20 protein-coding genes are annotated in these 23615 nt (G+C 63.5%); 9 read left to right on the plus strand and 11 right to left on the minus strand.

Annotated features, from left to right (window positions below):
• Positions 1–142 precede the first annotated feature (142 nt).
• Positions 143–1504, minus strand: a complete 1362-nt coding sequence (locus KBY66_RS14465; protein WP_255090318.1) for a cytochrome P450 — start codon at positions 1502–1504, stop codon at positions 143–145.
• A 239-nt stretch (positions 1505–1743) separates the two neighbouring features.
• Here KBY66_RS14465 and KBY66_RS14470 point away from each other — a divergent pair, with 239 nt between their 5' ends.
• The 3 genes from KBY66_RS14470 to KBY66_RS14480 all read left to right on the plus strand — a co-directional run bounded on the left by KBY66_RS14470 (position 1744) and on the right by KBY66_RS14480 (position 5286).
• Positions 1744–2958, plus strand: a complete 1215-nt coding sequence (locus KBY66_RS14470) for an FAD-binding domain-containing protein (protein WP_255090319.1) — start codon at positions 1744–1746, stop codon at positions 2956–2958.
• 13 nt (positions 2959–2971) lie between these two features.
• Positions 2972–4516, plus strand: a complete 1545-nt coding sequence (locus tag KBY66_RS14475) for a cryptochrome/photolyase family protein (protein ID WP_255090320.1) — start codon at positions 2972–2974, stop codon at positions 4514–4516.
• A 92-nt stretch (positions 4517–4608) separates the two neighbouring features.
• Positions 4609–5286, plus strand: a complete 678-nt coding sequence (locus tag KBY66_RS14480; RefSeq protein WP_255090335.1) for an AhpC/TSA family protein — start codon at positions 4609–4611, stop codon at positions 5284–5286.
• Between the two features lie 16 nt (positions 5287–5302).
• Here the strand turns inward: KBY66_RS14480 and KBY66_RS14485 are convergent, their stop codons facing one another.
• The 5 genes from KBY66_RS14485 to KBY66_RS14505 form a co-directional block, all read right to left on the minus strand.
• Positions 5303–6868, minus strand: coding sequence for an FAD-binding domain-containing protein (locus KBY66_RS14485; RefSeq protein WP_255090321.1), 1566 nt, complete (start codon positions 6866–6868; stop codon positions 5303–5305).
• 386 nt (positions 6869–7254) lie between these two features.
• Positions 7255–7491, minus strand: coding sequence for a chlorophyll a/b-binding protein (locus KBY66_RS14490; protein WP_255090322.1), 237 nt, complete (start codon positions 7489–7491; stop codon positions 7255–7257).
• Positions 7492–7711: 220 nt separating this feature from the next.
• Positions 7712–7855, minus strand: a complete 144-nt coding sequence (locus KBY66_RS14495; RefSeq protein ID WP_255090323.1) for a chlorophyll a/b-binding protein — start codon at positions 7853–7855, stop codon at positions 7712–7714.
• A gap of 383 nt (positions 7856–8238) precedes the next feature.
• On the minus strand, positions 8239–8496 hold the full coding sequence (locus KBY66_RS14500; RefSeq protein WP_255090324.1) for a DUF1651 domain-containing protein: 258 nt from the start codon (positions 8494–8496) through the stop codon (positions 8239–8241).
• 185 nt (positions 8497–8681) lie between these two features.
• The gene (locus KBY66_RS14505) at positions 8682–9590 is read right to left on the minus strand and encodes a cation diffusion facilitator family transporter (RefSeq protein ID WP_255090325.1); all 909 of its coding nucleotides are present in this window, start codon (positions 9588–9590) and stop codon (positions 8682–8684) included.
• 136 nt (positions 9591–9726) lie between these two features.
• On the opposite strand from KBY66_RS14505, the gene KBY66_RS14510 reads away from it, so the two are divergent.
• Together KBY66_RS14510 and KBY66_RS14515 are read left to right on the plus strand one after the other, a co-directional pair.
• Complete coding sequence (locus KBY66_RS14510; protein WP_255090326.1) at positions 9727–11451, plus strand: ABC transporter permease; 1725 nt, start codon at positions 9727–9729, stop codon at positions 11449–11451.
• Positions 11448–12773: a nitrate/sulfonate/bicarbonate ABC transporter ATP-binding protein gene (locus tag KBY66_RS14515; protein ID WP_255090327.1), complete on the plus strand. Its 1326-nt coding sequence runs from the start codon at positions 11448–11450 to the stop codon at positions 12771–12773. Before KBY66_RS14510 ends, KBY66_RS14515 begins: the two co-directional genes overlap by 4 nt.
• A gap of 81 nt (positions 12774–12854) precedes the next feature.
• Here KBY66_RS14515 and KBY66_RS14520 read toward each other — a convergent pair whose 3' ends face one another.
• Complete coding sequence (locus KBY66_RS14520) at positions 12855–13034, minus strand: hypothetical protein (protein WP_255090328.1); 180 nt, start codon at positions 13032–13034, stop codon at positions 12855–12857.
• A gap of 213 nt (positions 13035–13247) precedes the next feature.
• On the opposite strand from KBY66_RS14520, the gene KBY66_RS14525 reads away from it, so the two are divergent.
• Both KBY66_RS14525 and KBY66_RS14530 read left to right on the plus strand, forming a co-directional pair.
• Positions 13248–16022 carry a cyclic nucleotide-binding domain-containing protein gene (locus KBY66_RS14525; RefSeq protein ID WP_255090329.1) on the plus strand — a complete coding sequence of 925 codons (2775 nt, stop codon included), beginning with the start codon at positions 13248–13250 and terminating at the stop codon, positions 16020–16022.
• 322 nt (positions 16023–16344) lie between these two features.
• A complete protein-coding gene (locus KBY66_RS14530; RefSeq protein WP_255090330.1) occupies positions 16345–17106 on the plus strand; it encodes a 20S proteasome subunit A/B in 762 nt (253 codons plus the stop codon).
• A 324-nt stretch (positions 17107–17430) separates the two neighbouring features.
• Here the strand turns inward: KBY66_RS14530 and KBY66_RS14535 are convergent, their stop codons facing one another.
• On the minus strand, positions 17431–17661 hold the full coding sequence (locus tag KBY66_RS14535; protein ID WP_255090331.1) for a hypothetical protein: 231 nt from the start codon (positions 17659–17661) through the stop codon (positions 17431–17433).
• Positions 17662–17704: 43 nt separating this feature from the next.
• Between KBY66_RS14535 and KBY66_RS14540 the strand changes: the two genes are divergently transcribed.
• Positions 17705–18484 carry a hypothetical protein gene (locus KBY66_RS14540; protein ID WP_255090332.1) on the plus strand — a complete coding sequence of 260 codons (780 nt, stop codon included), beginning with the start codon at positions 17705–17707 and terminating at the stop codon, positions 18482–18484.
• A gap of 238 nt (positions 18485–18722) precedes the next feature.
• On the opposite strand, the gene KBY66_RS14545 is transcribed toward KBY66_RS14540, so the two are convergent.
• Together KBY66_RS14545 and KBY66_RS14550 are read right to left on the minus strand one after the other, a co-directional pair.
• Positions 18723–19121 (minus strand): type II toxin-antitoxin system VapC family toxin, encoded by a 399-nt coding sequence (locus KBY66_RS14545; protein ID WP_255090336.1) that lies wholly within the window; start codon positions 19119–19121, stop codon positions 18723–18725.
• A 667-nt stretch (positions 19122–19788) separates the two neighbouring features.
• Positions 19789–22038: a cation:proton antiporter gene (locus KBY66_RS14550; protein WP_255090333.1), complete on the minus strand. Its 2250-nt coding sequence runs from the start codon at positions 22036–22038 to the stop codon at positions 19789–19791.
• Between the two features lie 370 nt (positions 22039–22408).
• Between KBY66_RS14550 and KBY66_RS14555 the strand changes: the two genes are divergently transcribed.
• A complete protein-coding gene (locus tag KBY66_RS14555; protein ID WP_255090334.1) occupies positions 22409–22828 on the plus strand; it encodes a hypothetical protein in 420 nt (139 codons plus the stop codon).
• Positions 22829–23106: 278 nt separating this feature from the next.
• Here the strand turns inward: KBY66_RS14555 and KBY66_RS15960 are convergent, their stop codons facing one another.
• Positions 23107–23352, minus strand: coding sequence for a histidine phosphatase family protein (locus KBY66_RS15960; protein ID WP_399225642.1), 246 nt, complete (start codon positions 23350–23352; stop codon positions 23107–23109).
• Positions 23353–23615: the final 263 nt, after the last annotated feature.

Raw genomic sequence — 23615 nt, forward strand, 5'->3', positions numbered from 1 at the left:
TCTCCTGGTAGAGCGCCGTGAGCCGGGCGCGAAAGGCCCCATCGAGGTGGTGCACGAAGCGGGGCTCGCCATAGAACACCGCGTCATCGGAGCGATCCTGCTTCCAGCGGTCCTGTTCACTCAGCACAGCGACGGCCATGGCTCACTCCACCCCAACGGGATCGGCAACGCTGGCTCTGGAACAGGGGCGCACCAGCAGGCCATCCTTCGGCGAGGGGCTGGGAATGACCCTGAGCGTCAGGTCCTGATCCGGCTCCAGCTCCAACGTCAGCCGTTTGAGCAGCCCCACCGTCAGCAGCCGGATTTCCAGCTCGGCCAGCGCCTTGCCCAGGCACACGCGCTCACCGCCTCCGAACGGCAGCAAGGTGGCCGTGGCGTCACCGACCAAATGCCGTTGCGGCCGGAAGACCGCCAGATCCTCCGGATCGGCCCCATGGCGCTGGCTGGCGGCGATGCTCACCTGCACCACCCGATCGGCTGGCACCAGCACACCCGCCAGGGCAATGGGCTCCCGGGTGCGGCGGAAGAAGCCCCCCACCGGCGGGGTCAGCCGCATCACTTCTTTCACCACCGCATCGAGACGCGGGGCGCGGAGGGCGTCGTAGGCGGCCAAAGCCTCCCCCGGTGGCGGGGGCCACCGCAGGGTGTCGAGTTCCTCCTGCAGCCAGGCCAGCTCGGCTGGGTGCTGCAGCAACGTCAGCAGCAGGCAGCTCAGGGCAGAGGCGGTGGTTTCGTAGCCGGCGAAGAGCAGCAGCAGCAGTTGCTCCGCCACGTCGTCGTCGCCCAGGGGGAGACCGGCTTCATCAAGGCCGCCGGCCAGCAGATCCAGGCCACCGGCGGCGAGGGGCACTCCGGCGACAGCGGCGGCCTGGGCTTTGTTCAGCACGGAGCCCAGGCGCAGCAACAGGCGTTGGCGGGCCTGGCGGGCACGGGCGAAGGGGCTGCCGGGCAAGGCGAAGGGAAGGGAGAAGAGGCCCTGGCACCAGGTTTCGAAGTCCACGAACAGCGCATCGCGATCGACGGGGTCAAGCCCCAGCACCGTGCTGGCGATCACGCTGAAGGCAAAGCGCCGCAGCTTTGGCACGAGGGCCACGGGCGCTTCTAAGCCGAGCAACTCCTGGCTGAGCCCATCGACCAGCACCACGATGGCAGGGCTGTAGCGCTTGAGGGCAGCGGAGGCGAACAGCTGGCCCACCACCCGACGGCGGGCCTTGTGATCGGCACCGTTGCGGTTCGCCAACGACAGGGGCCCCAGCAGCTGTCGCACACTGTCGGGCCACCAGCCCTGGACGGCATCGCCCTGGGCGAACAGGTCGCCGATCGCCTGGCCGCCGCGAATGAACACGGTCCGTTGCCCCAGCAGGCTGGTTTCATACACATCGCCGTAGCGCTCGAAGCGCGAGCGGGCGAAATCAGGATCCCGAAAGAAGGCAAGGGTCTCGAGCACTCCGCTCAGCGCTGGCGTGCGCGGCAGCGGCCGAAGGGTGGCGGGATCGAGGGGCAACCAACGTCATCTGGAGTGATTCCCAGGCTGTCGGATCACAGCCGGCACCGCGTAGCCGTGGGCCCATCCAGCTGCTCAGATCAGCAAGGTCATCGTCAGGCTCACCAGAGCCAGACCAGCCAGGCCTGTGGCGGCCAGAAGTGCGACAGATTGGGCCACGGGACGCTCCTGCAGACTCAAAACCTAGAGGAATCCTTAAGGTCCGCAATCATTCCGACCTGGATCCGCAGCAATCCGTCATGGCAGGTGGCTTCACCATCGCAGTGGCCCTGGAAGGTCAACGGCGCCTCGATGACCAGCCCTCCTTCCACGCCGCCGTGGCCCTGGCCCGCCAGCGCGATGGCCGCCTGATCGTGCTGGCCTGCAGGCCTGACGGGCAGCGGCTGCGGGGGCCCCAGCAAAGCCGCCTGGAGGCGGAGGCCCTGGGCTCCTTGCAGACCCGTCTGGCGGCAGCGGCGATCCCGCTGCTCCGGTTCCCCCAGAGCACCACCGCGCAGGCACTTGATGCGATCAGCTGCCTGGTGCGTCCTGCTGCGGTGCTGCATGGCCGGGAGAGCCGGCTCTTCTCCGACTGGCCGCTCGCGGCCGAAACCTTTCCGCGGGTGTTCTCGGAGTTCCGCCGTGGCTTGAGGCGATCTCCGGAGCCCCCGCTGCCCCCGGCCGATCTCACTGGCCTGGGAGATGCCCAGGAGAACTGGCCCCAGGCCTGGCTCCAGCCGCCGGGACCATGCCCACCATCGGACTCTCACTGTTGCGATCCCCGCAGCGCCTTCCCCTTCAGCGGGGATGAGCCCAGCGCCCTGGCCCGTCTGCAGCACTATCTGTTCGGCTCCGATGGTCTGCGGAGCTACAAGGCCAGCCGCAATGGACTGGTGGGCACGGAATTCTCCTCGAAGTTCTCTCCCTTCCTGGCTATCGGTTCCCTTTCGGTGCGGCGGATCTGGCAGGAGGTGCTGCAGTACCAGTCCCTCCATGGCGCCGACGAGGGCTCCGAGTGGATGAAGCAGGAACTGCTCTGGCGCGAGTTCTTCCTCTGGTCGGAGCAGCGCCACGGCGCGACCTTCCACACCCCGGGCGGCATTCAGGGACGAGCTCCCGAGTGGGACGCCGACCGGGAGCATTTCCGGCGCTGGACCCGTGCCGACAGTGGCCACCCCCTGATCGATGCCCAGCTGAACGAACTCCTCGCCACCGGCTACCTCTCCAACCGGGGTCGCCAGTGGGTGGCCTCCCACTTCGTCAATGAGCTGCGGCTGCCCTGGACCTGGGGCGCCCGCTTCTTCGAATGGGCCCTGATCGATGCCCACCCGGCGGTAAACACGGGCAACTGGGCCTATCTGGCCGGGGTGGGCTCCGATCCCCGTAGCTTCGGCGGCCCGCCGCGGCGCTTTGAGCTGGAGCGGCAACTGCGGCTGTACGACCCCGAAAATCTCCACCGCCAGCGATGGTCCTGATCGCCGTAACCCCATGGCCCTGACCCTGATCCTCAGCGACCAGCTGCACCGCGACTGGTTCAGCCCCTCGCCGCTCCAGCTCGCCGCCGGCAGCCGGGTGCTGATGATCGAGGACCTGGCGGTGGCGACCGCCTACCGCTACCACCGGCTGCGCCTGCTGCACACCTTCGTGGCCATGCGCAGCTTCCGTGAGGCGCTCCGCGATCAGGGCATCGCCGTGAGCTATCACGAGCTGGAGGCCTCCCTGGTGGTGCCGTTCTGGCAAAGGCTGGCGGCCGAGCTGACCGCTGAGCCTGGAGATGGCCCCCATCTGCAGGTGGCTGAGATCGCCGATCGGGGATTCGAGCAGCGGCTGCAGGCGTTCTGCCGGGAGCACGGGGTGCCCCTGACGGTCTTGCCTTCGCCCGCCTTTCTGGAACCCGTCGCCGAGAGCGGGACCTGGTTCAACAGGCAGCGCCGCCCCCGGATGGCCACCTTCTACCAGCGGCAACGGCGGCGCCTGAGGCTGTTGCTGGAGCCCGATGGCTCCCCCAGCGGCGGCCAGTGGAGCTTCGATGCCGACAACCGCAAGCGGCTGCCGAAGGGCTATGGGGAGCCCCCGTTGCCGGCCGTGGCGGCCAGCCCCCTCGAGCCTGCGGTGCGGGCGCTGATCGCCGCCCACTTCGCGGATCACCCCGGTGAGCGCGGCGATCTCTGGATTCCCTTTGATCACGCCGGGGCCCAGGTCTGGTTGGAGCGGTTTCTCAGGGAGCGGCTCGATGATTTCGGGCCTTTCGAGGACGCACTGAGTGAGCGCCACGCCACCCTTCACCATTCCCTGCTCTCGCCCCTGCTCAACATCGGCCTGCTCACCCCCGCCGAGGTGATCGAGGCCACCCTTGCCCACGCGCAAAGGCGGGAAGCGGCAGGCAAGCCGCTGCCGATCGCCTCGCTGGAGGGGTTCCTGCGCCAGCTGATCGGCTGGCGTGAGTTCGTGCGCGGCATCGATCGCGTCTATGGCGAACGCCAGGCCGGCAGCAATTTCTGGAACCACCAGCGGCGGCTGGCCCCCTGCTGGTGGGAGGGCCGCACCGGCCTGCCCCCCCTGGATGCGGCGATCGGCCGCGTGAACCGCCTCGCCTACAACCACCACATCGAGCGGTTGATGGTGATCAGCAACCTGATGCTGCTCTGCGAGATCCACCCCAGGGAAGTGCACCGCTGGTTCATGGAGCTCTACCTCGACTCCTACGAGTGGGTGATGGGGCCAAACGTCTACGGCATGGGCCTGATGAGCGATGGGGGCCTCTTTGCCACCAAGCCCTACATCTGCGGCTCCAACTACATCCTCAAGATGGGGGATTTCAAGAAGGGGCCCTGGTGTGAGATCTGGGACGGCCTCTATTGGCGCTTCATCGACCGGAACCAGCGGTTCTGTCAAGCCAATCCCCGCCTCTCGATGATGGTGAAGCTGCTGGAACGGATCGATCCTGCCCGGCGGGAGAGGTTGAACACCGCCGCAGAGGCGTTCCTGGCACGGGCGACGATGGTTCCAGCTATGAGCAACCCCTCCCTGTGACCAACCCCCTGCCTGTGGCCAACCCAACAGGACGTGAGCCCCGACCCCAGGCAGCAGCCTTGCTTCTGGAGCAGCTGGCGAAGCTGGAGGGAATGGGGAAGGGCCACCGTCGCCTGGTGCTTCTGTTCCCCCACCTTGGGGATTTCGACAGCCTCGAATACGCCCAGGCCCTAGTGGCGGCATGGCCGCAGCTGGAGGCCGCCGGCATCGCCGTGCTGGCGATCGGGATCGGTGATGGGGCCGGCCGGCAGCGGTTCTGCGCCTTCACCGGCTTTCCGCTCGAACGACTCCTGGTGGACGCCGAACCGCATTTGCATCGGGCCCTGGGGCTCTACGAGGGATTGCAGCAGGTCGGCGGGCCCTGGCCGAATCTGCTGCTGATGTGCGCGGGCATTGGTTCCCCCGGCACCCTGGCCGAGGTGTTGCGCGGCTACACCGGCGATCGCAGCGCTCCCCAGCGCATCGCCGACGATGAAACGATCCAGGCAGGTCCCCTGCCGCCGATCAAGGGGTCGTTCTTTGCCCGGGCCGGTGGAACAGGCTTCCAGCGACCCTTCGAGTTGGCCACGGTGCGGCTGCGCAACATGGGCGAGGTGCTGGGCCACTGGCGCACCTACGTGCCCCGCAACGACTTCCTCACCCAGCGCGGCGGCACCTTCCTGCTGGAGGACGACGACACCCTGCTCTACAGCTACCGGGACCCCGGAATCCTTGGTTTCTCGGCGACCATGGCCAGGCCACTGAGCTTCCTGGACCCTTACCTCACCTGAAACGTCCGCTGGGGTGTCAGGCCAGATCCAGATCCAGCTGCTGATCGGTTGTAGCTGAAGCTCCGGACACGGATCGACGCCGCCGTTTCCCAGCACTGGCTGCCAGGCCAGAGCGTCGGGAACCGTGCTTGCGCTGGATGGCGTCGGCCAGCTCACCAAAGCCCAGCTCCTGCCGCCGGGCCCAGATCCTCTCGCGGGCCTGGCGGGCGGCGGCGACGGTCTCCACGATCGGCAGCGGGTAATCCACACCCAGCACGCAGCCGACGCGCTGCTGGGTGGCCACCGCCATCGTCCACGGCTCATGGAGGTGGACCGCCGGCACGGCAACCAGTTCCGGCACCCACTGGCGGATGAAGGTGCCTCCTGGGTCGTGGTCCTGGCCCTGTTTGATCGGGTTGTAGATGCGGATCGTGTTGATGCCCGTGGTGCCTGACTGCATCTGGCACTGGCTCCAGTGGATGCCGGGCTCGTAGTCGATGAACAGACGCGCCAGCTGCAGCCCGCTTTCGCGCCAGGGAAGCCACAGCTGGTAGCTGGCCACCGACATCAACATCGCCCGCATCCGGAAGTTGATCCAGCCGGTGGCGATCAGGGCCCGCATGCAGGCATCCACGAACGGCAGCCCGGTGCGACCCTCGGCCCAAGCCGCCAGCCGCGCCGGGTCGCTGCTGCGCAGGCCGGCGGTGAGCGGATGGAGCTCGCGGAACTCGAGATCCGGCTGGCTTTCGAGCTTCTGGATGAAGTGGCAGTGCCAGTGCAGCCGCGACTCGAAGCCCCGCAGCGCCCGCAACCACTGACCACGCTCCGCGGCGGGCAGGGCCTTCAGCTCCCCCTGGCGCCGGCGGCTGCGCTGCACCACCTCCCGCAGCGACAGGGTGCCCCAGGCCAGGTGGGTCGAAAGGCGAGAACAGCTGGCGAAGGCGGTGCGCGGGCTGGACAGCTCCCGGTGGTAGCAGGCCCCCCGCTCGTTGAGAAAGCTCTCCAGAACGGCCAGTCCTTCCTGCCGCCCCCCGAGCTGCCGGCCCGGGCAGGGGTCAGCCGCCAACCCGAGCTCAGCGGCGGCGGGAATAGCACCGGGATCAAGGCTCCTCAGCGGCTGCAGGGCCTGCGGGGGCGGCGCGAGCGGCTCGGCCATGCGCCCTTCCCAGCGGCGCGCCCAGCCGCTGCGGCTGCGCAGGCGCCGGATCACGCCGGTCTGGGGGATCTCGATCCAGGCGATGCCGTTGCTCTGGGCCCAGCGGGCCACGCATCGGTCGCGGGCGTAGGTCCAGCCGTTGCCGGTTTCTTCATGGCTCCACAGGCCCCCGATGCCGAACTGGCGGCGGGCCCGCTCCAGCACCTCCACCGCCGTGCCGACCCGCACCACCAGCGGCTGGCCCAGCGCCGCCAGGGCCTGGCGCAGCTCCTCCAAACTCTCGGCGCAGAAGGCCCACTGGCGCGCCGAGGCATCGCTCTGCTGCCACAGCTCGGGCTCCACCACAACTAGGGGGAGTACCGCTCCATGGCGACTGGCCCTTAGAAGCGGCTGGTGATCCACCGCCCGCAGATCCCGCTTGAACCAGACGATCTGCACCGGGCCCATGGCCGCGACCATACCCATCCCGCGACGCCAACCGGGGACATGCCACGGTCGGCCACCAAGGTTGGATCTGACGGTGCCGCAGTGGCGATCCTGGGCAGAGTCTGCGCTGCGGGCCCAGCCCATCCCATCGGCACGCAACGATGCCTCGCCACTTCGTCGTCGACCCCAAAACGTTGTGTGCCCTTGGGCCGGAGTGCCTCACAGAGCTGGCCCGCTCAAGTTGCCGATGTTGGCGTGGATCTGGTTGAGAGGGCTGGATCGAAGGACTGCACTGCCGGCTTCTGTCTCGATCAGCTCCGGCGGGGCTGGCAGGCGCTGCCGGATCGTGCAAAAAAACCCCAGGCAGTGCCCAGGGTTTGACGTGATTCGCGATTTGATCCTGCGGGTCAGAAGCAGAAGGGCAGGAACTGGGTGCGGCAGGCGGTGTAGCCGTCCACCAAGGGGCCAAGGCCGATCTGGTGAGCAATACCTGAACCGGTGATGGCTTCCGTGAGGAGGCCGATCACGATGCCGATCATGGCTGCGCGGCCATTGATGAGCTCAGCCCGCTTGAGCTGATCAAGGAGGACCTGCTGATCGTCGCTTTCCTGGAAGGCTTCTTGGTTGGCTGGGGAGAAGGTCATTGATGCTTTGGGTAGGAGGAAGGGTTAGTCCGAGAGATCTGGCTGGAGCAGTGCCCCTGCAACCCAGGCCCCGATCAGAACGATGCTGAAGGTGGCGATCATCGGGTCCGCTGGGGCAGGTCGCTGGGACGGCTGAGCAGGTAGGTCACCATGCCGGTCAGACCAACCACAAGGGCGATGACGACGGTGATGGCTGCGGTGTAATCGGTGCTCATGGCGATCAGCCGAGTCCGATCTGGGAAAGGATGCCCTGACCGGTGAGCAGCTCGGTGGCAACGCCGATCACAAAGCCGAGCATGGCCATACGGCCATTCCAGGTTTCGGCAAAAGCGACAAAGCCGAAGCGTGAGGTTGAATCAGCCATGGTTGTTTCAGAGTGTTTCGTGAATTGTAACAGCATGTAAAGCCTTGTGACAAGGCGGCGCTTTCGCCGCTTCCCCTTCCTGCTTGGAGCAGCCAGCCTCACCAGTTCAACGGCCTGGCCTGCCAGACCTGCGGCGCCCTTCCACCTGAGCTTGAGGGCTCCCTGGCGGCCATCTCTAAGCCAGCCCCCCTGGGGAAAAGGGAATCCGAAGGGAGAGGGGACCAAGCCGCTGGCCCGGCTCATGCCTTTCGGAGCCTGGCCTCGATCAGCCGGCAGCAGGCTTCTGCATCTGCCGCACTCTCCACCCCCTTGCCGAGCGAGCAGAAGAACTCGCGTCTGAGCTCAGCTTGGTGGGAATCAATCGGTTTGGCCGGTGGTGGTGATCACCACTGGGGGCTGCAGGGCGTCCAGCCCGCCTTGCGCTTCTCGTCCCAGAGCTTGAGGGCTTCCTTCCTGCTCAGCTCCTCCCGTCGTTTGAGCAGCGGGATCTCCTGATCGGGCAGCAACTCACCGGTGGTGATCTCCAGCTGGTGCACTTCACGCTCCCAGCGGGTGGGGCGAAAGCGCAGCACCTGGCGGCCATCGCTGAGCCAACCCTCCTTGGGGGTCAGCGGCGGCCGACGGCCGGCAGCAGCTCTCAAACCCCTTGCGGCGCCCAGCCCCGCTGGCGGGCCATGTCCTCGGTCCAGCCCGTGCAGCAGCTGGTGAGGTGCTCCCCGTGGGCTAGAAGGCCATTTTTTAGCTGGCAGGTTAGCAGGGGGATGCAATTCACTCCGGCGTGATGGCGGAAGTAGGGATCGGGTGAAGAAAGCAGGCCTGCAACGGCTCAACCTTCCTCCCAGCGGAATCCCTGGTCATCCCAGGCCTTTGGATCCTCGATCGGCTCCAGGTGGGTGAGCACATGGGTGCGGGGGAGGGCCCCGGCGATCTCGCGCTCCAGCTGATCGCAGAGGTCATGGCCGGCCTGCACCGTCCAACGGCCCGGCACCAGCACATGGAAGGCCACGAACCGGCGTGACCCAGCCACCCGGGTGCGCAGGGCATGGAAGCGGATGTCTTCCGTTTCATGGGAGGCAAGCAGGGCCTCCAGCCTCCCTTGCTCGTCCTCGGGCAACGAACGATCTAGCAAGCCGGAGGCCGTTTCGTGGAGTAGTTTCCAGCCGGTGACGACGATATTCAGCGCCACTGCGATGGCGATCAAGGGGTCGAGGATCGTCAGCCCGGTGACCTTGACCAGGCCAATGCCCAGCACCACGCCGAATGAGGTCCAGACATCGGTGAGCAGATGGTGGGCGTCGGCCCGCAGGGTGATCGAGTGGAAGCGGCGGGAAGCCTTCAGCAGGATCCAGGCCACCAGGGCGTTGAGGGCCGTGGCCAGCAGGGAGAGGGCCAGACCGATTCCCAGTTGCTCCAGGGGCTGGGGCTGCTGCAACCTGCCCACGGCGGCAGAGATGATCGCCAGGGCTGCCACCACGATCAGCACGCTCTCCAGGCCGCTGGAGAAGTATTCGGCCTTGAAATGGCCGTAGTGGTGGCTCCGATCAGCCGGTTTGGCGGCCAGGGTGAGAGCCCAGAAGGCGCCAAATGCCGCCACCAGATTCACCCCGGATTCCATCGCATCGGAGAGCAGCCCCACCGAACCGGTGAGCTTCCAGGCCGCCGTCTTCAGCCCGATCGTGGCCACTGCAGCCGCCACCGAGAGCAGCATGTAGGAGCGCGGGGAGGCAAAGGCCATGGGGAACCGGGAGGGGGCAACTGAAAGGTCGTGCCGTTGGCGTAGAGGCCCTTGGGCCCAGGAGTCAACCTCAGCTGACTGTCTTCGGCGCGACGGATCGGGCCCCTAAACTTCGCTCCGCAGGGGCCGAATCAGCATGAAGCCATTGCCGCTGCCGGAAGCGTTGCGGCGTGCCTCCTTCGGCTTGCCCGATCTGGCGGTGATTCTCGGTGTGCTGACCCTTCTCGGGCTGATCGCCCATGTCGGCTCGGGAGCCATGGTCAGCTTCCGGCCGCCGGACGTCAGTCCAAGCATCTCCCTCGATCCCCGCAACCTCCCCGAGTACGCCGGACGCTCCACCCTGCGCATGTTCATCGCGCTGGGGTTCTCCACCCTCTTCACCCTGATCTACGGCTCGATCGCGGCCCACAACCGCCGTGCCGAGCGCCTGCTGGTGCCCCTGCTCGACATCCTCCAATCGGTGCCGGTGCTGGGATTTCTCTCGATCACCGTGACCGGCTTCATCGCCCTGTTCCCCGGCAGCCTCCTGGGCCTGGAGGCGGCGTCGATCTTCGCGATCTTCACGAGCCAGGTCTGGAACATGACCTTCTCCTTCTACCAATCGCTGCGCACGGTGCCGAAGGAGCTGATCGAAGCCACCACCCTCTACCGGCTCTCCCGTTGGCAGCGCTTCACCCGGCTCGAAGTGCCGTCGGCGGCGATCCCGCTGCTCTGGAACGCCATGATGAGTTTCGGCGGTGGCTGGTTCTTCGTGGCGGCCAGCGAAGCGATCAGCGTCCTCAACCAGGACTACACCCTGCCCGGCATCGGCTCCTACGTGGCGGCGGCCGTGGCCGCCCAGGATCTCGCTGCCCTCGGCTGGGCCATCGGCATGATGGTGGTCGTGATCCTGCTGGTCGACCAGCTCTTCTGGCGCCCCCTGGTGGCCTGGTCCGACAAATTCCGCCTGGAGCAGAGCAGCTCCGGTGATGCACCCCAGTCATGGGTGTATGACCTCCTCACCTCGGCCCGCATCCCCAGCCTTCTCGCCCAGTCCCTCACGCCGGCCATCGAAGCACTCGATCGGCTGATGTCAGCTCTGCTGGGGCGGGTGGGTGACGACCCCGCGGAGACGGAGCCGCCAGGGGGCGATCGGCTCTACAACCTGTTGCTGCTGCTGGGCATCGGGGCGGTGCTCACATGGCTGGTGCACTTCGTGCTCGTCACCGTCGGGGTCACGGAGGTGGCCACCGCCTTCCGCCTCGGGATCTTCACCCTGCTGCGGGTCACGGTGCTGCTGCTGCTGGCCACCTTGATCTGGACGCCGATCGGTGTGGCGATCGGCTTCAACCCACGCCTGGCCCGGTTGCTGCAGCCGCTGGTTCAGCTCCTGGCCTCCTTCCCGGCCAACTTCATCTTCCCCTTCGCCACCGTCTTCTTCATCCGCACCCACGTGAGCATCGACTGGGGCTCCATCCTGCTGATGGCTCTCGGGGCCCAGTGGTACATCCTGTTCAACTCGATCGCCGGCGCCCAGACGATTCCCTCCGACCTGCGGGAGATGGCCGATGACATGGGCCTCAGCGGCGTTCAGCGCTGGCGGAAGCTTGTCATCCCCGGCATCTTCTCCGCCTGGGTCACCGGCGGGGTGACCGCCAGCGGCGGGGCCTGGAACGCCAGCATCGTCTCCGAGGTGGTGAGCTGGGGCGGCACCACCCTCACGGCCAACGGCCTCGGGGCCTACATCGCCCAGGCCACCAGCGAAGGAGACTGGCCCCGCATCGCCCTGGGGATCGGAATGATGAGCGTGTTCGTCGTCAGCATCAACCGGCTGCTCTGGAGACCCCTCTACGACCTGGCCGAACGCAAGTACCAGCTATGAGCCAGCCCCCCCTGTCCCTGATCAGCGTCAACAACGTCTCGAAGCACTTCCCACTGCCCGATGGCAAGGGGGAGTTCACCGTGCTCGATGGGGTCAGCCTCACGGTGCAGCCCGGTGAGGTGGTGGCCCTGCTGGGGCGCAGCGGCAGCGGCAAGAGCACCCTGCTGCGGATCATGTCGGGCCTGATCCGGCCGAGCCAGGGGGCCGTCGAAAGCAACGGTGAACCGCTGCGGGGGGCGAACCCCAATCTGGCCATGGTGTTTCAGAGCTTCGCGCTGCTGCCCTGGCTCACGGTGCAGGACAACGTGGAACTGGGGCTGGCCGCCCGCCATGTGGAGCGGAGCGAGCGCCGGGAGCGCGCCCTTAATGCGATCGACATCGTCGGCCTCGATGGCTTCGAGAGTGCCTACCCCAAGGAGCTCTCCGGCGGGATGAAGCAGCGGGTGGGTTTCGCCCGCGCCTTCGTTCTGGAACCTGAGGTGCTGTTCATGGACGAACCCTTCAGCGCCCTCGATGTGCTCACCGCCGAGAACCTTCGGGGTGAAATCGACGACCTCTGGAACGCCGGCATGTTCCCCTCCAAGAGCATCCTGATCGTCACCCACAACATCGAGGAGGCGGTCTATCTCGCCGACCGGGTGGTCATCCTTGGGTCCAAGCCCGGCAGGATCCGCGGTGAGCTTCCCATCAACCTGCCCCGTCCCCATGACCGCAGCCATCCCCGTTTCAAGGTCCTGGTGGATTACATCTATGGGGCCATGACCAATCCGGACATCGAGGTCAGCGGTGTGATCGATGGGGGTGGCCCCGAACCGTCAGCGGCGCGATCCAAAGTTTCTCCCTTTGCGCGGCCGCTACCCCATGTGCGGGTCGGGGGGATCAGCGGCCTGCTGGAGTTGATCGTCGAGAAGGGGGAGGAGATCGACGACATTCCCGTGCTCGCGGAGCGCCTCCAGCTCTCCGTGGACGATCTCCTGCCCTTGCTGGATGCCGCCGCGATGCTCGGCTTCGCCCAGGTGGCCAACGGCGATGTCCGTCTCACCCCGATCGGCCGGGACTTCGCCACCACCACCATCCTGCGCAGCAAGGACCTCTTCCGCCAGCAGGCCATGGAGCACATCCCGGTGTTGAACTCCATCGTGCACACCCTCAGGGAGAAGACCAACGGCGCCATGCGCTCTGACTTTTTCATGGGGATCTGGGATGACTACTTCCCCCTTGAGGAGGCGGAACGCCAGCTCGCCACGGCGGTGGACTGGGGTCGCTACGGCGAGCTGTTCGAGTACGACGCGAGCGAGGGACGTCTCTACCTTCCGAGCTGAGCCAAGCCCAACACAGGAACCTTGCCGGTCAGGGGTGTCGCCGATCTGACGCCGTACCCCCTTCAGCAGATCACCATGACGTCATGCATGACAAGGTTGACATCGCGGGATCAACTCATCGCCGGGCAATGCGCCGCTGGTGATCTCCAGCCGCTGGTAGGTGCGCTCCCAGCGGGTCGGGCGGAAGCGCAGCACCTGGCGGCCGTCGCTCAGCCAGCCCTCCTTCGAGGTCAGGGGGACACGAGGTGACGGCCGACTCATGCCTCTGTGAGTCTGGCCTCGATCAGCCGGCAGCAGGTTCCTGCATCTGCCGCGGTCTCCACCCACTCGCCTAGGTGCGTTTTCTCACCAGGTCATTCAGCGATCAGCCGCCGCTGGAGGCACGGCTGAGGGCTGAGGCCACCCAGGGTCCGTCGGTAGCCGAGAGCCATCGCTAAGGTCTGGAGCGGCGGACCACCCCAGGAAGAACTCCAGGTGACGGAACGGCGGATGCATCTGGTGCGCTGGGGGCTCGCCACCGGCTGGCTTCTGATCATTCTTTCGCTTCTCTACGACCCGTTCACCCCGCGGTTCACCGAGGCGGACCACCCCTGGAGCCCCCTGCGCATCCCCCAGGGGTGCGTACCGCTGCAGGACACCTGCCTGGCCGAAGCCCCCTATCCCCTGGGCACCACCCTCTTCTGGGGGCTGGTGGTGCCTTCGGGGATCTTCGTGCTGCTGGTCTTCGGGCATGAGCTGTGGCGGCGGATCTGCCCCCTCTCGTTCCTCTCCCAGATCCCCCGTGCCCTGGGCCTGCAGCGCCAGATCGCACGGGTGAACACCAAGACCGGCGAGAAGCGCCTCCAGCTCGCCAAGCTGCCCGCCGACTCCTGGCTGGGCAAGCACTACTCCCGGCTGCAGTTCGGCTGGCTGTTCGTGGGTCTTTGCGGCCGGATTCTGTTCTTCAACGCCGACCGGCTGGTGCTGTTTTCCTGGCTGGCGTTCACCATCGCCGCCGCCATCGGCGTGGGCTGGCTCTACGGCGGCAAGAGCTGGTGTCAGTACTTCTGCCCGATGGCGCCGGTGCAGAGCATCTTTTCCACCCCCGCCGGCCTGCTGGGCAGCAAGGCCCACATGGCCGCCACGCCGATCACCCAGTCGATGTGCCGCACCGTGCTGAGCGACGGCAGCGAGCAGAGTGCCTGCGTGGCCTGTCAGCAGCCCTGCCTCGACATCGACGCCGAGCGGTTGTACTGGGCGAAGCTGCCGACCCCCGCCTTCGCCTTTGAGCGCTACGGCTACGTGGGGCTGGTGGTGGGCTACTTCCTCTATTACTACCTCTACGCCGGCAACTGGGATTACTACTTCTCCGGGATCTGGCTGCGGCAGACCGACCAGCTCGCCCAACTGCTGCGGCCGGGGTTGTTCCTGTTTGGCCAGGCGATCAATCTGCCCCGGCTGGTGGCCGTGCCCCTGGTGCTGGGGCTGTGCACCTGGCTGGGGGTGCTGGGCGGCCGGGCGATCGAGTCGGGGCTGCGCAAGCAGGTGCGTCGCCGCGGCGGCGAGCCCGATCGCGACCGGATCCGTCACCGGGTGTTCGTGGTGGCCACCTTCCTGGTGTTCAACTTCTTCTTTCTGTTTGCCGGCCGGCCGCTGCTGCTCTTGGCGCCCGCCTGGGTGCAGTATTTCTTCGACGCGATCCTGGTGGCTGTCAGCACGCTGTGGCTCTACCGCTCCTGGGGGCGCTCGCCGGCGCTGTATGGCCGCGAGAACATGGCGGAGCGGTTTCGCAAGCAGCTGGCCCGGCTGGATCTGGACGTGGGCCGCTACCTCGATGGCCGCTCCCTGGCCGATCTGGGCACCGAGGAGGTCTACGTGCTGGCCAAGGTGCTGCCGGGCTTCTCAGGCCAGAAACGGTTGGAGGCCTACAAGGGGGTGGTGCGGGAGGCCCTGGAAGAGGGCTTCGTCAACGCCGCCAGCAGCCTGGCGGTGCTCCAGCAGATGCGGATGGCCCTGGGCATCAGCGACGACGAGCACCGTCGGCTGCAGGAGGAGCTCGGAGTGGAGGACCCCGACCTGCTCGATCCCGAAAACCGCCGCAGCCTCGAAGATCAGATCCGCCTGAGCGGCTATCGCAAGTCGTTGGAGCGGCTGCAGCTGCTGCAGCGCCTCGGTACCGACAGCACTGCAGGGGCTGCCCTGGGGACGTTGCGCCGGGAGTACGGCATCAGCAGCGGCGAAGAGGAGATGGTGCTGGAGGATCTCTCCGCCACGGCCGCGGCGGCTCGCCGGGCGGAGCTGCTCCTGGCCAGGCTGCCCGCCCACATCGCCGGCTACCGGGCCCTGCACCAGCCGGCCCTGCGCCACCAGCCCGTCGTGCTGGCCCTGGTCGACGACCGGCTCCTGCACGGCATCGAGCTGAGTGTAGCGGCAATCCTGGATTGCCTGGCCACCCTGCAGGAGGATCCGGCCGTTGAGGCCCTGGTGCAGCAGCTCCAGGGCCTCTCGCCCCTGGCCCTGTCGGACTTGCTGCAGCGCGGCGGCTGGGACCGGCGCCTGTCGCCCGGCGTGCGCGAGGCCCTGGGCCGTCCCGGCACCGCGGCCCCCTCCTGTTCCCTGGAGATGCCCGTTGCCGACACCCTGGCCTTCCTGGCGACCCTCGCAAAAGATCCCAACCCCACGCTGGCGGCCGCTGCCCTGTTCCTGACCGCCTGCCTCGATCGCAAGCAGGCGCTGGGTCTGGCGACCGAGCTGGTCGGCGTTGGCGCTCCGGGGCTGTTCCGCCAGACCGCCACCGTTCTGGAGGCCATGGAATCACCGCCGGACCTGAGCATGTTCCCGGAGCTGGAGAAGCGGGTGCACCTGGCCACCAGTGATTTCTTTCGCCGTACCAGTGCAGGCACCCTCGATGCCCTGGCTTCCAAGGCGGAGGTACGCCGCTTCAGCCGGGGCGACTTGATCACCGAAGCGGGCGACACCTGCCGCGAGCTGCTGCTGTTGATCGAAGGCAAGGCCCTGGTTCAGCATCGGGATGGCGAGGGAGAGCGGCAGGAGGAGCTGCGGCCCGGGGGGGTGCTTGATGAGCTCGAGGTGCTCAGCCACAGCAGCTCGGAGAGCACGATCGTGGCCGAAGAGGACGGCACCCGGTTGCTGGCGGTGCCGGTGGATGCCTTCGATGCTGTGCTGGAGCTGGATCCGGAATTCGCCCGCCGGGTGCTCGAACTGGAGAGCAGCCAGCTGCTGAGGCTGATGCGAGCAGGCTGCGCCTGAAGCCAGCGCCATGACCACCCCATCAACTCTCATCAGAAACGGGGTCCATGGATGGGGCTCATATCCCATCGACGCTGGAAGGATGGAGGGCCTCTTCAGCGAACTGCTTCATCTCACGCACGGAAGAGAAGGGGCATCCTTCAGAGTGAGGGTTCCCAACTTTCCCCTTGCTCCCAACACACTCTTTCCCGCACGATCGAGTCATGATCTTGCCCAGTTCCCTTCGGACCAAGTGGATGTGTTACCGGACACCAGAAGACCCGTTTGGGGTCAAGGCGCGGGAATAGATTGAAATTGACTGTTGATCTTGGCACGAGAAGAGATGACCTATTGCATCGGTTACTGGCTGGAGCAGGGGCTGGTGCTTGCCTCCGATTCACGCACCAACGCGGGTGTGGACTACATCTCCAGCTACAGCAAAATGCATGTCTTCCAGCCTGGGCCTGATCGGCTGTTCGTGTTGCTCGCAGCCGGAAGCCTGGCTACAACCCAGGCCGTGATCAGTTGGATCAGCCGCGATCTTGACCGGGTTGCTGATCTTGAGGAAGAGGCGGGCAAGGATCTGCGCCACTGCGATTATCTTTTTGAAGCAGCGGCTTATGTCGGCCGCGTCAGCGTGGCCGTTCAGAAAGAAAACGAAGAGGCCCTGCGGGAGGCTGGGGCGAGTGGCGGAGCTTCCTTCATCCTCGGTGGGCAGATCGGCAGCGAAGCCCATGGGCTCTATCTCATCTACTCCCAGGGCAATGCCATCAGGGCCACGCGCGAAACGCCCTATCTGCAGATCGGTGAGAGCAAATACGGCAAACCTCCGCTCGATAATGTGGGCAACACCAACCTCTCCCTCGATGATGCCGCCCGGCTCTGCCTGGTCTCAGAAGTGCTCACCCAGCGCTCCAATCTCACCGTCGGTCCACCGTTCGAACTGGTGATGATCCCCGCCGGCAGCCTGGCGATTTCCCACCACTTGAAGCTGGAGGCCGACGCACCCGAACTTTCGGAGATGATCGAAACCTGGTGCGATGCCCAGAGGGAGGCCCTCTACCGGCTGCCCCACTTTCCCTGGGAACGGGCCGAGCAGGCCTAGGAACAACGCTGTGTTCACCATGATGGGCGGAACCGTCTGCAGCCAATGATGAACACCACCAACCTGGTTTGTTACCTGCTCCTGGTGGCCTCCATCGGGATCACTGGGCCCTGAGTGGTTCGGCAGCAGATCCACCAGCCAGCCAGATGGTTGTCAGCCACAGCAGCAGTCGGTGTCGATCCAGATTGACCCGCCGAAGGGCGCAGACAATCCTCCGGCCCTACAACGCCAAAAGCAGCTCCATGGACGTGGGAACGATGAGGGTCCCCAGCACCTGGCACATCCGAGCCACGGTCCGGCGGTTGGGCGGATTCGTCCGCCATGTCATGTCAATCTGAATGGCCACTCTTGATCGACGCCATGATCATGACCCAGCAGCACCTGGCGTTCAGAAAGAAGAGGCGACAACACTTGAATAGAGCAGGTGGTGAGGATGCGACGAACCTTCATCCCATGGGCATTCAATCGGTTTTGGCCAACTGCATCAACACCCACAAAGAGCTCTGCAAGATTCCCTGGATCTCCATGATGATGTGCCAAGCAAAGCATGGCCATGGCTGGTAGAATAATGTCCAAACAGCATCGTCTTTGGTAGATCATGGAGTTTCTAGCTGTATCTTTCATATCAGCAGCTTTGCTCGGCTTGGGTATGGCTGGAAGCATTGAATCTGGATTTAGGGTTGGAAGGCGCAGATTGAGTAAGGATCCAGAAAAAAAGGTTGAAGGATTTGGTGCGGTTGAGAGCTCTATCTTTGGCATTTTAGGCTTGCTTTTGGCTTTCACGTTTACAGGAACATTATCCCGTTACGAGCATCGAGTTAAGCTGGTGTTAAATGAGGCCAACGCAATTGCCAGTGCCTACCAAAACCTTGACTTGCTCCCAAAGGATGATCAAGCTAGGTTGAGGCCACTGTACAGAGAATATCTTCAATCTCGCATCAATATATTTAAAGATTATGACGATCGACAACGATCGAATTCCTATTTCCAGCAGAGTGTAAAGTTACAAGGTCAAATCTGGGAAATTGCCAGTGCCTCTGTTCTGCAAGATAAAAACCCTGGAATCATTAGCCTCGTTTTAGGCTCCACCGGTGACATGATGGATGTTGCCAATGAACGACTGCAAGCAACCCGCACCCATCCACCCGTTATTGTTTATGTTTTATTGTTTGCTCTTGCCTTGGCTTCAGCTTTCATGGTTGGTCAAGATATGTCCGTCAATGAAAAGAGACCATTGTTTTATATGATCATTTTTTGTGTGACTATATCATTAATCACTTTCATCATTATTGATTTAGAAAATCCGCGAGTTGGGCTGACAAGAATTAACATTCAAGCCGACAAGGTACTTGTGGAAACTTTGGAGAATATGAACTAGTTTTTCTAGGTGTCTACTCGGGCAGCAAAAGCCATGATGGAAGCCTTGGATCCGGAAGGCAACTGGCTGCTACTGGCACAAGCGGGTCGAGCGGGTGGCAAACGAGCAGGCCTCGTGGATCGAGTCGAAAATGCTCATCGAGCTCACGGTGGGGTTGGCCGTGGTGATCCACCAAAGCAGGGGCCACCTCGTGGCCCCTGGTGAGAACAACGCGCCGAAAGCCGGCTGATCAACCCGCTCAGCTTTCGAGCAGATTTTCGAGCCCATCTCCGCCGGGCAACCTGTAAACACCGAAATCGCGTCGATCAAGCGTCGCTATGCGGCGCAGACCATGCTCATGCGCCAACCAGAGCAGCGAGGCGTCGGCCAGATCCATGAGCAGATCGCCGTACTGCCGCATCCAGCTGGCCATCAATTCCAGGGCGGATCCACCCAGAAAAGCAAAGCTCAGGCCACCGAGCGATACACACCCAAGGAAGCGCGGTGCCACTTCCGCCGGGATCAGATGGCAGACCTCGGTGAGAACCGGCCAGGTGGAAACGAAAGCCCCGGCGTGCTCCAGGAAAAAAGAGGCACAGGTGTCATGGTCCTGGTCACGACGGTTGAACCAGGCCACCAGGGGGCCCGTGTCGAGGATGGTGGAACCCCGAAAGCTGGTGCTGCTCCTGCTTCCGGCTCGCTCAGCCGTTGCTGCAGATGTTGCCGGCCCAGCTTCTGGCGGAGTTGGGCCGAATGCTCCCGTCCGATGCTGGTGCTGGCGGCCCCTGGGGCGCCGCTGGAGAAGCTGCCGATCAGGCCAAGGCGCTCGGCCAGAGCCGCAGGGCTGGCAGATTGCTGCTGCAACAGCTGGAGGCCTGCCTTCACCACCTCGGTCTGACTGAGACCGAGGGCCTGGCACAGGCTGTCGAGCCTGGCCTCGCTGCCGTCATCCAGGCGCACGGAAATCGTCCACATCTCACTGGTTGTAATACAGCAAAAATACAGGGGACAAGATGGGGGTCGCCTGCCCGTCTCTCGCAACGTGGCGTCACCCGGCACCGCTGGGGGAGCTCTACCGCCTTGGCACCGGCGACGACAACCCGAGGCTGCGGTGGCCTACTCGGGGTGGCATGAACAGGTGGATCGCCAAGCCCGTGTCCAGCGTCTGGATAGCCATCGTGCGCGCCAAGACGATGAAGATCAGGTTGAGCGTGGAAAGCAAGCAGAGCGATCCATTGGAGCAGTGGTCGTGACGGCAAGCATCGAGACCCAGGCGGAAGTTGTGAGCTCGCCGTAGGGTCCGAAAGAAAAAACCACCTACCCTCTCAATCGGAGACGATCGTCTCGCTGTCTGCCTTGGTTGCGATCTGTTGACCGAGATCAGCAAGGACGTTCAGTGAGCCGAACACCAATAACTTATCTCCCGCTTTGATCACGCACTTCCCATCCGGGAATCGAAGATACTTTCCTTGGCGACGGATTGCCTGAATGGTGGATCCGAATCGCTTCTGAAATTCAAGTTGAGCTAAGGATTTTCCTACGACTACACTGCCTTCGGAAACGAGGACCCAGAGGGAAGAATCAGTATCCTCTGGTAATTGCGTGATTCCCCCTTCAGCCAGCTTCTTGAAGGCGGCCAATTCATCAACTTCTCCTACTAGCAAATAGGCATCCCCTTCTTGAATAAGAGTGTCAGACTCGGGGTAATCGATCTTCTCGCCGCTGGTGCGAGTAATCGCCATCAAAATCACCCCAGAGAGTGAACGTAGATGGGATTTCTCAAGGGATTTTCCTACTAAGACAGAATTAGGAGGTAGGGAATACAATTTGCTTTTCATTGTACGTGTGGCATCCTTGATCTCTCGGAAGATCTGATCCTTGGATTGTTCAGGACGCAGGGTTGAGTAGTGAGAATCTCGAATTTGCTGGATATTTTGTTGGATGGCAGCCAAGGGAAATCCCAGACCAGAAAAAAGATGTGTCGACAGTTCTAGGCTTGCCTCAAACTCTGGCTGCACAACTTCCTTCGCACCCATCTGATACAGGGGTTCAATGTCCTTCTCTGCACTGGCACGAACCACCAGATCTAGTTCGGGGTTGAGCACCAGGGATCTCTTCAGGCACAAACGAATGCTCATGGGATCAGGCAGGGCGATCGCCATGCCTTTGGCCTGATTGACCCCAGCCTTTTCCAGAACGAGAGCACTGGCTGCATTGCCAAAGATGTATGGAATTTTGGCATCCCTCAGCTTTTGCACGTACTGCTCTGATTGTTCAATCACCAAGACCGGATAGTCGCGTTCACGCAACAGCTTCACAATGTTGCTGCCAACTCTCCCGTAACCGCAGACCACAATATGATCCTGAAGAGATGGTAAATCTTCAGATGCTTCCAGGGGGCCATCGGCCTGGGCAAACCATGGTAAAGACTCGGCTTTGACCAACAGGGCAGGCAGCCATCGCAACACGAAGGGCGTAACGATCAACGTAACGGCGGTTGTTCCAAGGATCAGCGAGTAGACATTCTCCGAAATCAATCCAAATTTGCTGCCTTGCCCTGCCAGTACAAAGGAAAATTCACCAATCTGAGCCAACCCTAAACCGGCGATGATGGCTGTTTTAAGGGGATAACGAAACAGGACAACCAGGGGCGTGATGATCAACGATTTACCGACCAACACAAGGGTAACTAATCCCAAGATCAGGGGCAGGTTGTTCCAGAGAAAAACTGGATCGATCAACACTCCTATCGCTGCAAAAAATGCAGCTGCGCAGATGTCTCGAATCGGTTCAACATAATCGAGGGTTTGGTCGGAATACTCAACCTCGGAAATCATCAGTCCGGCCACAAAAGCGCCCATTTCCGTTGACAGCCCAATCTTTCCTGTGAGCAGCGCAATGCCCAGGCAAAGCGTCACGACCCCTAAGAGAAAAAGTTCGTGGCTTTCGGTCTTGGCCAGGAGTTGCAGGTAAGGAGGGATGAGCCATTTCCCCACCACGAACGCCCCGAGGGCGAACAGTGCGAGCTTCAGCACGGCGATCCCGGTCGCAAATCCCAGTTCCTCAATCGGACTGTTCAGCGCTGGCAAGATCGCAAGCATCAAGCCAAGGGCAAGATCTTGGACAATCAAGATGCCCAGCATCACCTGTCCGTGGGACGTGGCCATTTCATCCTGCTCTGCCAGGGCCTTGATCACCACAGCAGTGGACGAGAGTGACACCAACTCGCCGAGAAAAATGCCCTGTGGAACAGTGGTGACCCAGCCCGCCACCACGGCCACCAAAGCCGTCAAAGAAATCGTGAGGACCAGTTGCAGCCCGCCACCACCCAATGCGATCTTTTTGACCTTATTAAGTTCAGCAAAGGAGAACTCCACTCCAATGGTGAAGAGTAGAAACGTAACGCCCAATTCGGCGATCGTTTCAACTTCCTCATAATTACTAATCAGCCCGAGCTCAAAGGGTCCAACAATGATGCCCGCAAGCAAATACCCTAGAATGACGGGCTGCTTCAACAAAGACGCCAGCAAGCCGCCGATCGCCGCCGCTGCAAAAATTACGATGAGCTCGGTCATTTGTGGTTAAGAACGCTTTCTCGTTGGAATCAAGTATTGAGGAACGAATACGACAGCTGATGATCAACCCAAGCCAATGGTGATTTCTCCAGAGATTTAGCGAGGCTTTTCTTCAAAGTCAAGTGACTAGACCAGTGAATGGTGAACGAGATCCCGAAAAACCATGAGATTCAAGCAACCTGAAAGCCGTTTGATCCTCCTTGCACCCTAGGCCAACTGGGACCTAGCTGCAACCCTGTTGAAAATCCTCAGTGGCTCAACAATACGCACTAAGATCGTTAATGGATTACCTAAATGCTGCCGCCGCGCCGCAAGGGTTGGCGGCGGCCCTCCTCAGCGTGCGCGGCGGGGTCCTTCGCCTGGTTCATCCATGGCACCCATCACGATCCACGAATCCACGATGAGCGGCATCAGCTGGAGGGCCCAGGTGAGCCAGCCGGTCAGCCCATCGGTGGCAACCGTCTCGATCAACAAGAGGGGCAAACACGGCATCCTGAGTCAGTTCTGCGGCACCTGGGATTGCCCTGGCAAAAGCTGGGCCCATGGCGAGCCCCACAGCCTGCCGAAGTATCTGCAGCGTCTGGTGCAAAAGAAGCTGGAGGCCTTCAACTTCCCGCCACGGCAGCCAGCCAGTCCCAATGCGGTGCCAGTGCCGATTCGGCGCAGGTTCAGCGGGGCCACAGAAGCGATCGGCAACGGCCGCATGAGCTTCCCGGCCTTCCTCGCCATGGAGCTGATCGAAGCCCACCAACTTGAGCTCGATCTGCGGGAGCTTCCCTCCAGGGCCTGATCACGGCCCACCGGGGGCTGCTGGCGCAAGCTGGCTGACCCGTTCCACTGCTGGCCGGCGCCAAGGAGCAACGGCAAGGAGGGCAGCAGCGCAACGATGGCAGCGGCTGTGGGGGGTTTCCGGACGGGACGGGGCGGCGCCCCGCCCACGGGTGGTGGAGAAACGCGATCAAGCTTGCGCCCGGCAGCCAGCAGCCGTGGATGTGCTCACGGGCGGGCGGTCGCTTCCGGCGTCAAGGGCTGGGGCAAGCGGCTCGCCGCGCTGCCGCACCCGGGCAATCACCGATCCATCCGGTCCCCAGACCGGCCAGTTGACAGGTGCGCCATGCCCGCTGCATCGGACTGGAGAGCACCAGATCGAAGGGCAGAGCCAGAGAGACAGGGTGCCAGCGCATGGGCGACCCGCTCGCCGTTCGCCGTCAGCGAAATGTCGGACGTGCCCGTGTGCTCTCCCGAGAGGCGCCAGGCGGTCTCACCATGGCGAATCACGACCACGTCGCCGGCCGAAAGTGCATGGATCGTCATGGATGGGTGGCCAGCCCGGCGGTCTGTTGCATGCAGTTTGATCCCAACTCCACCTGATGCCGGTCATGGAGGGGATGGACCTGGGAGAGGATGAATCACCAAGTCACCGCAGGTCGGCTCAGGCCATGGGGGCATGCACCATCAGCAACGGCAGCAGCGCCCATCTCGGCGCCCTCGTCACGGCCTCGGGGGTGAACTTCTGCATCTATTCCAAGTACGCCTCCAGGGTCGAACTGCTGCTTTTCGATCGGGAGGACGCTGCG

The organism is Synechococcus sp. Tobar12-5m-g (assembly GCF_024345415.1).
In the GTDB taxonomy this organism is placed as follows: domain Bacteria; phylum Cyanobacteriota; class Cyanobacteriia; order PCC-6307; family Cyanobiaceae; genus Regnicoccus.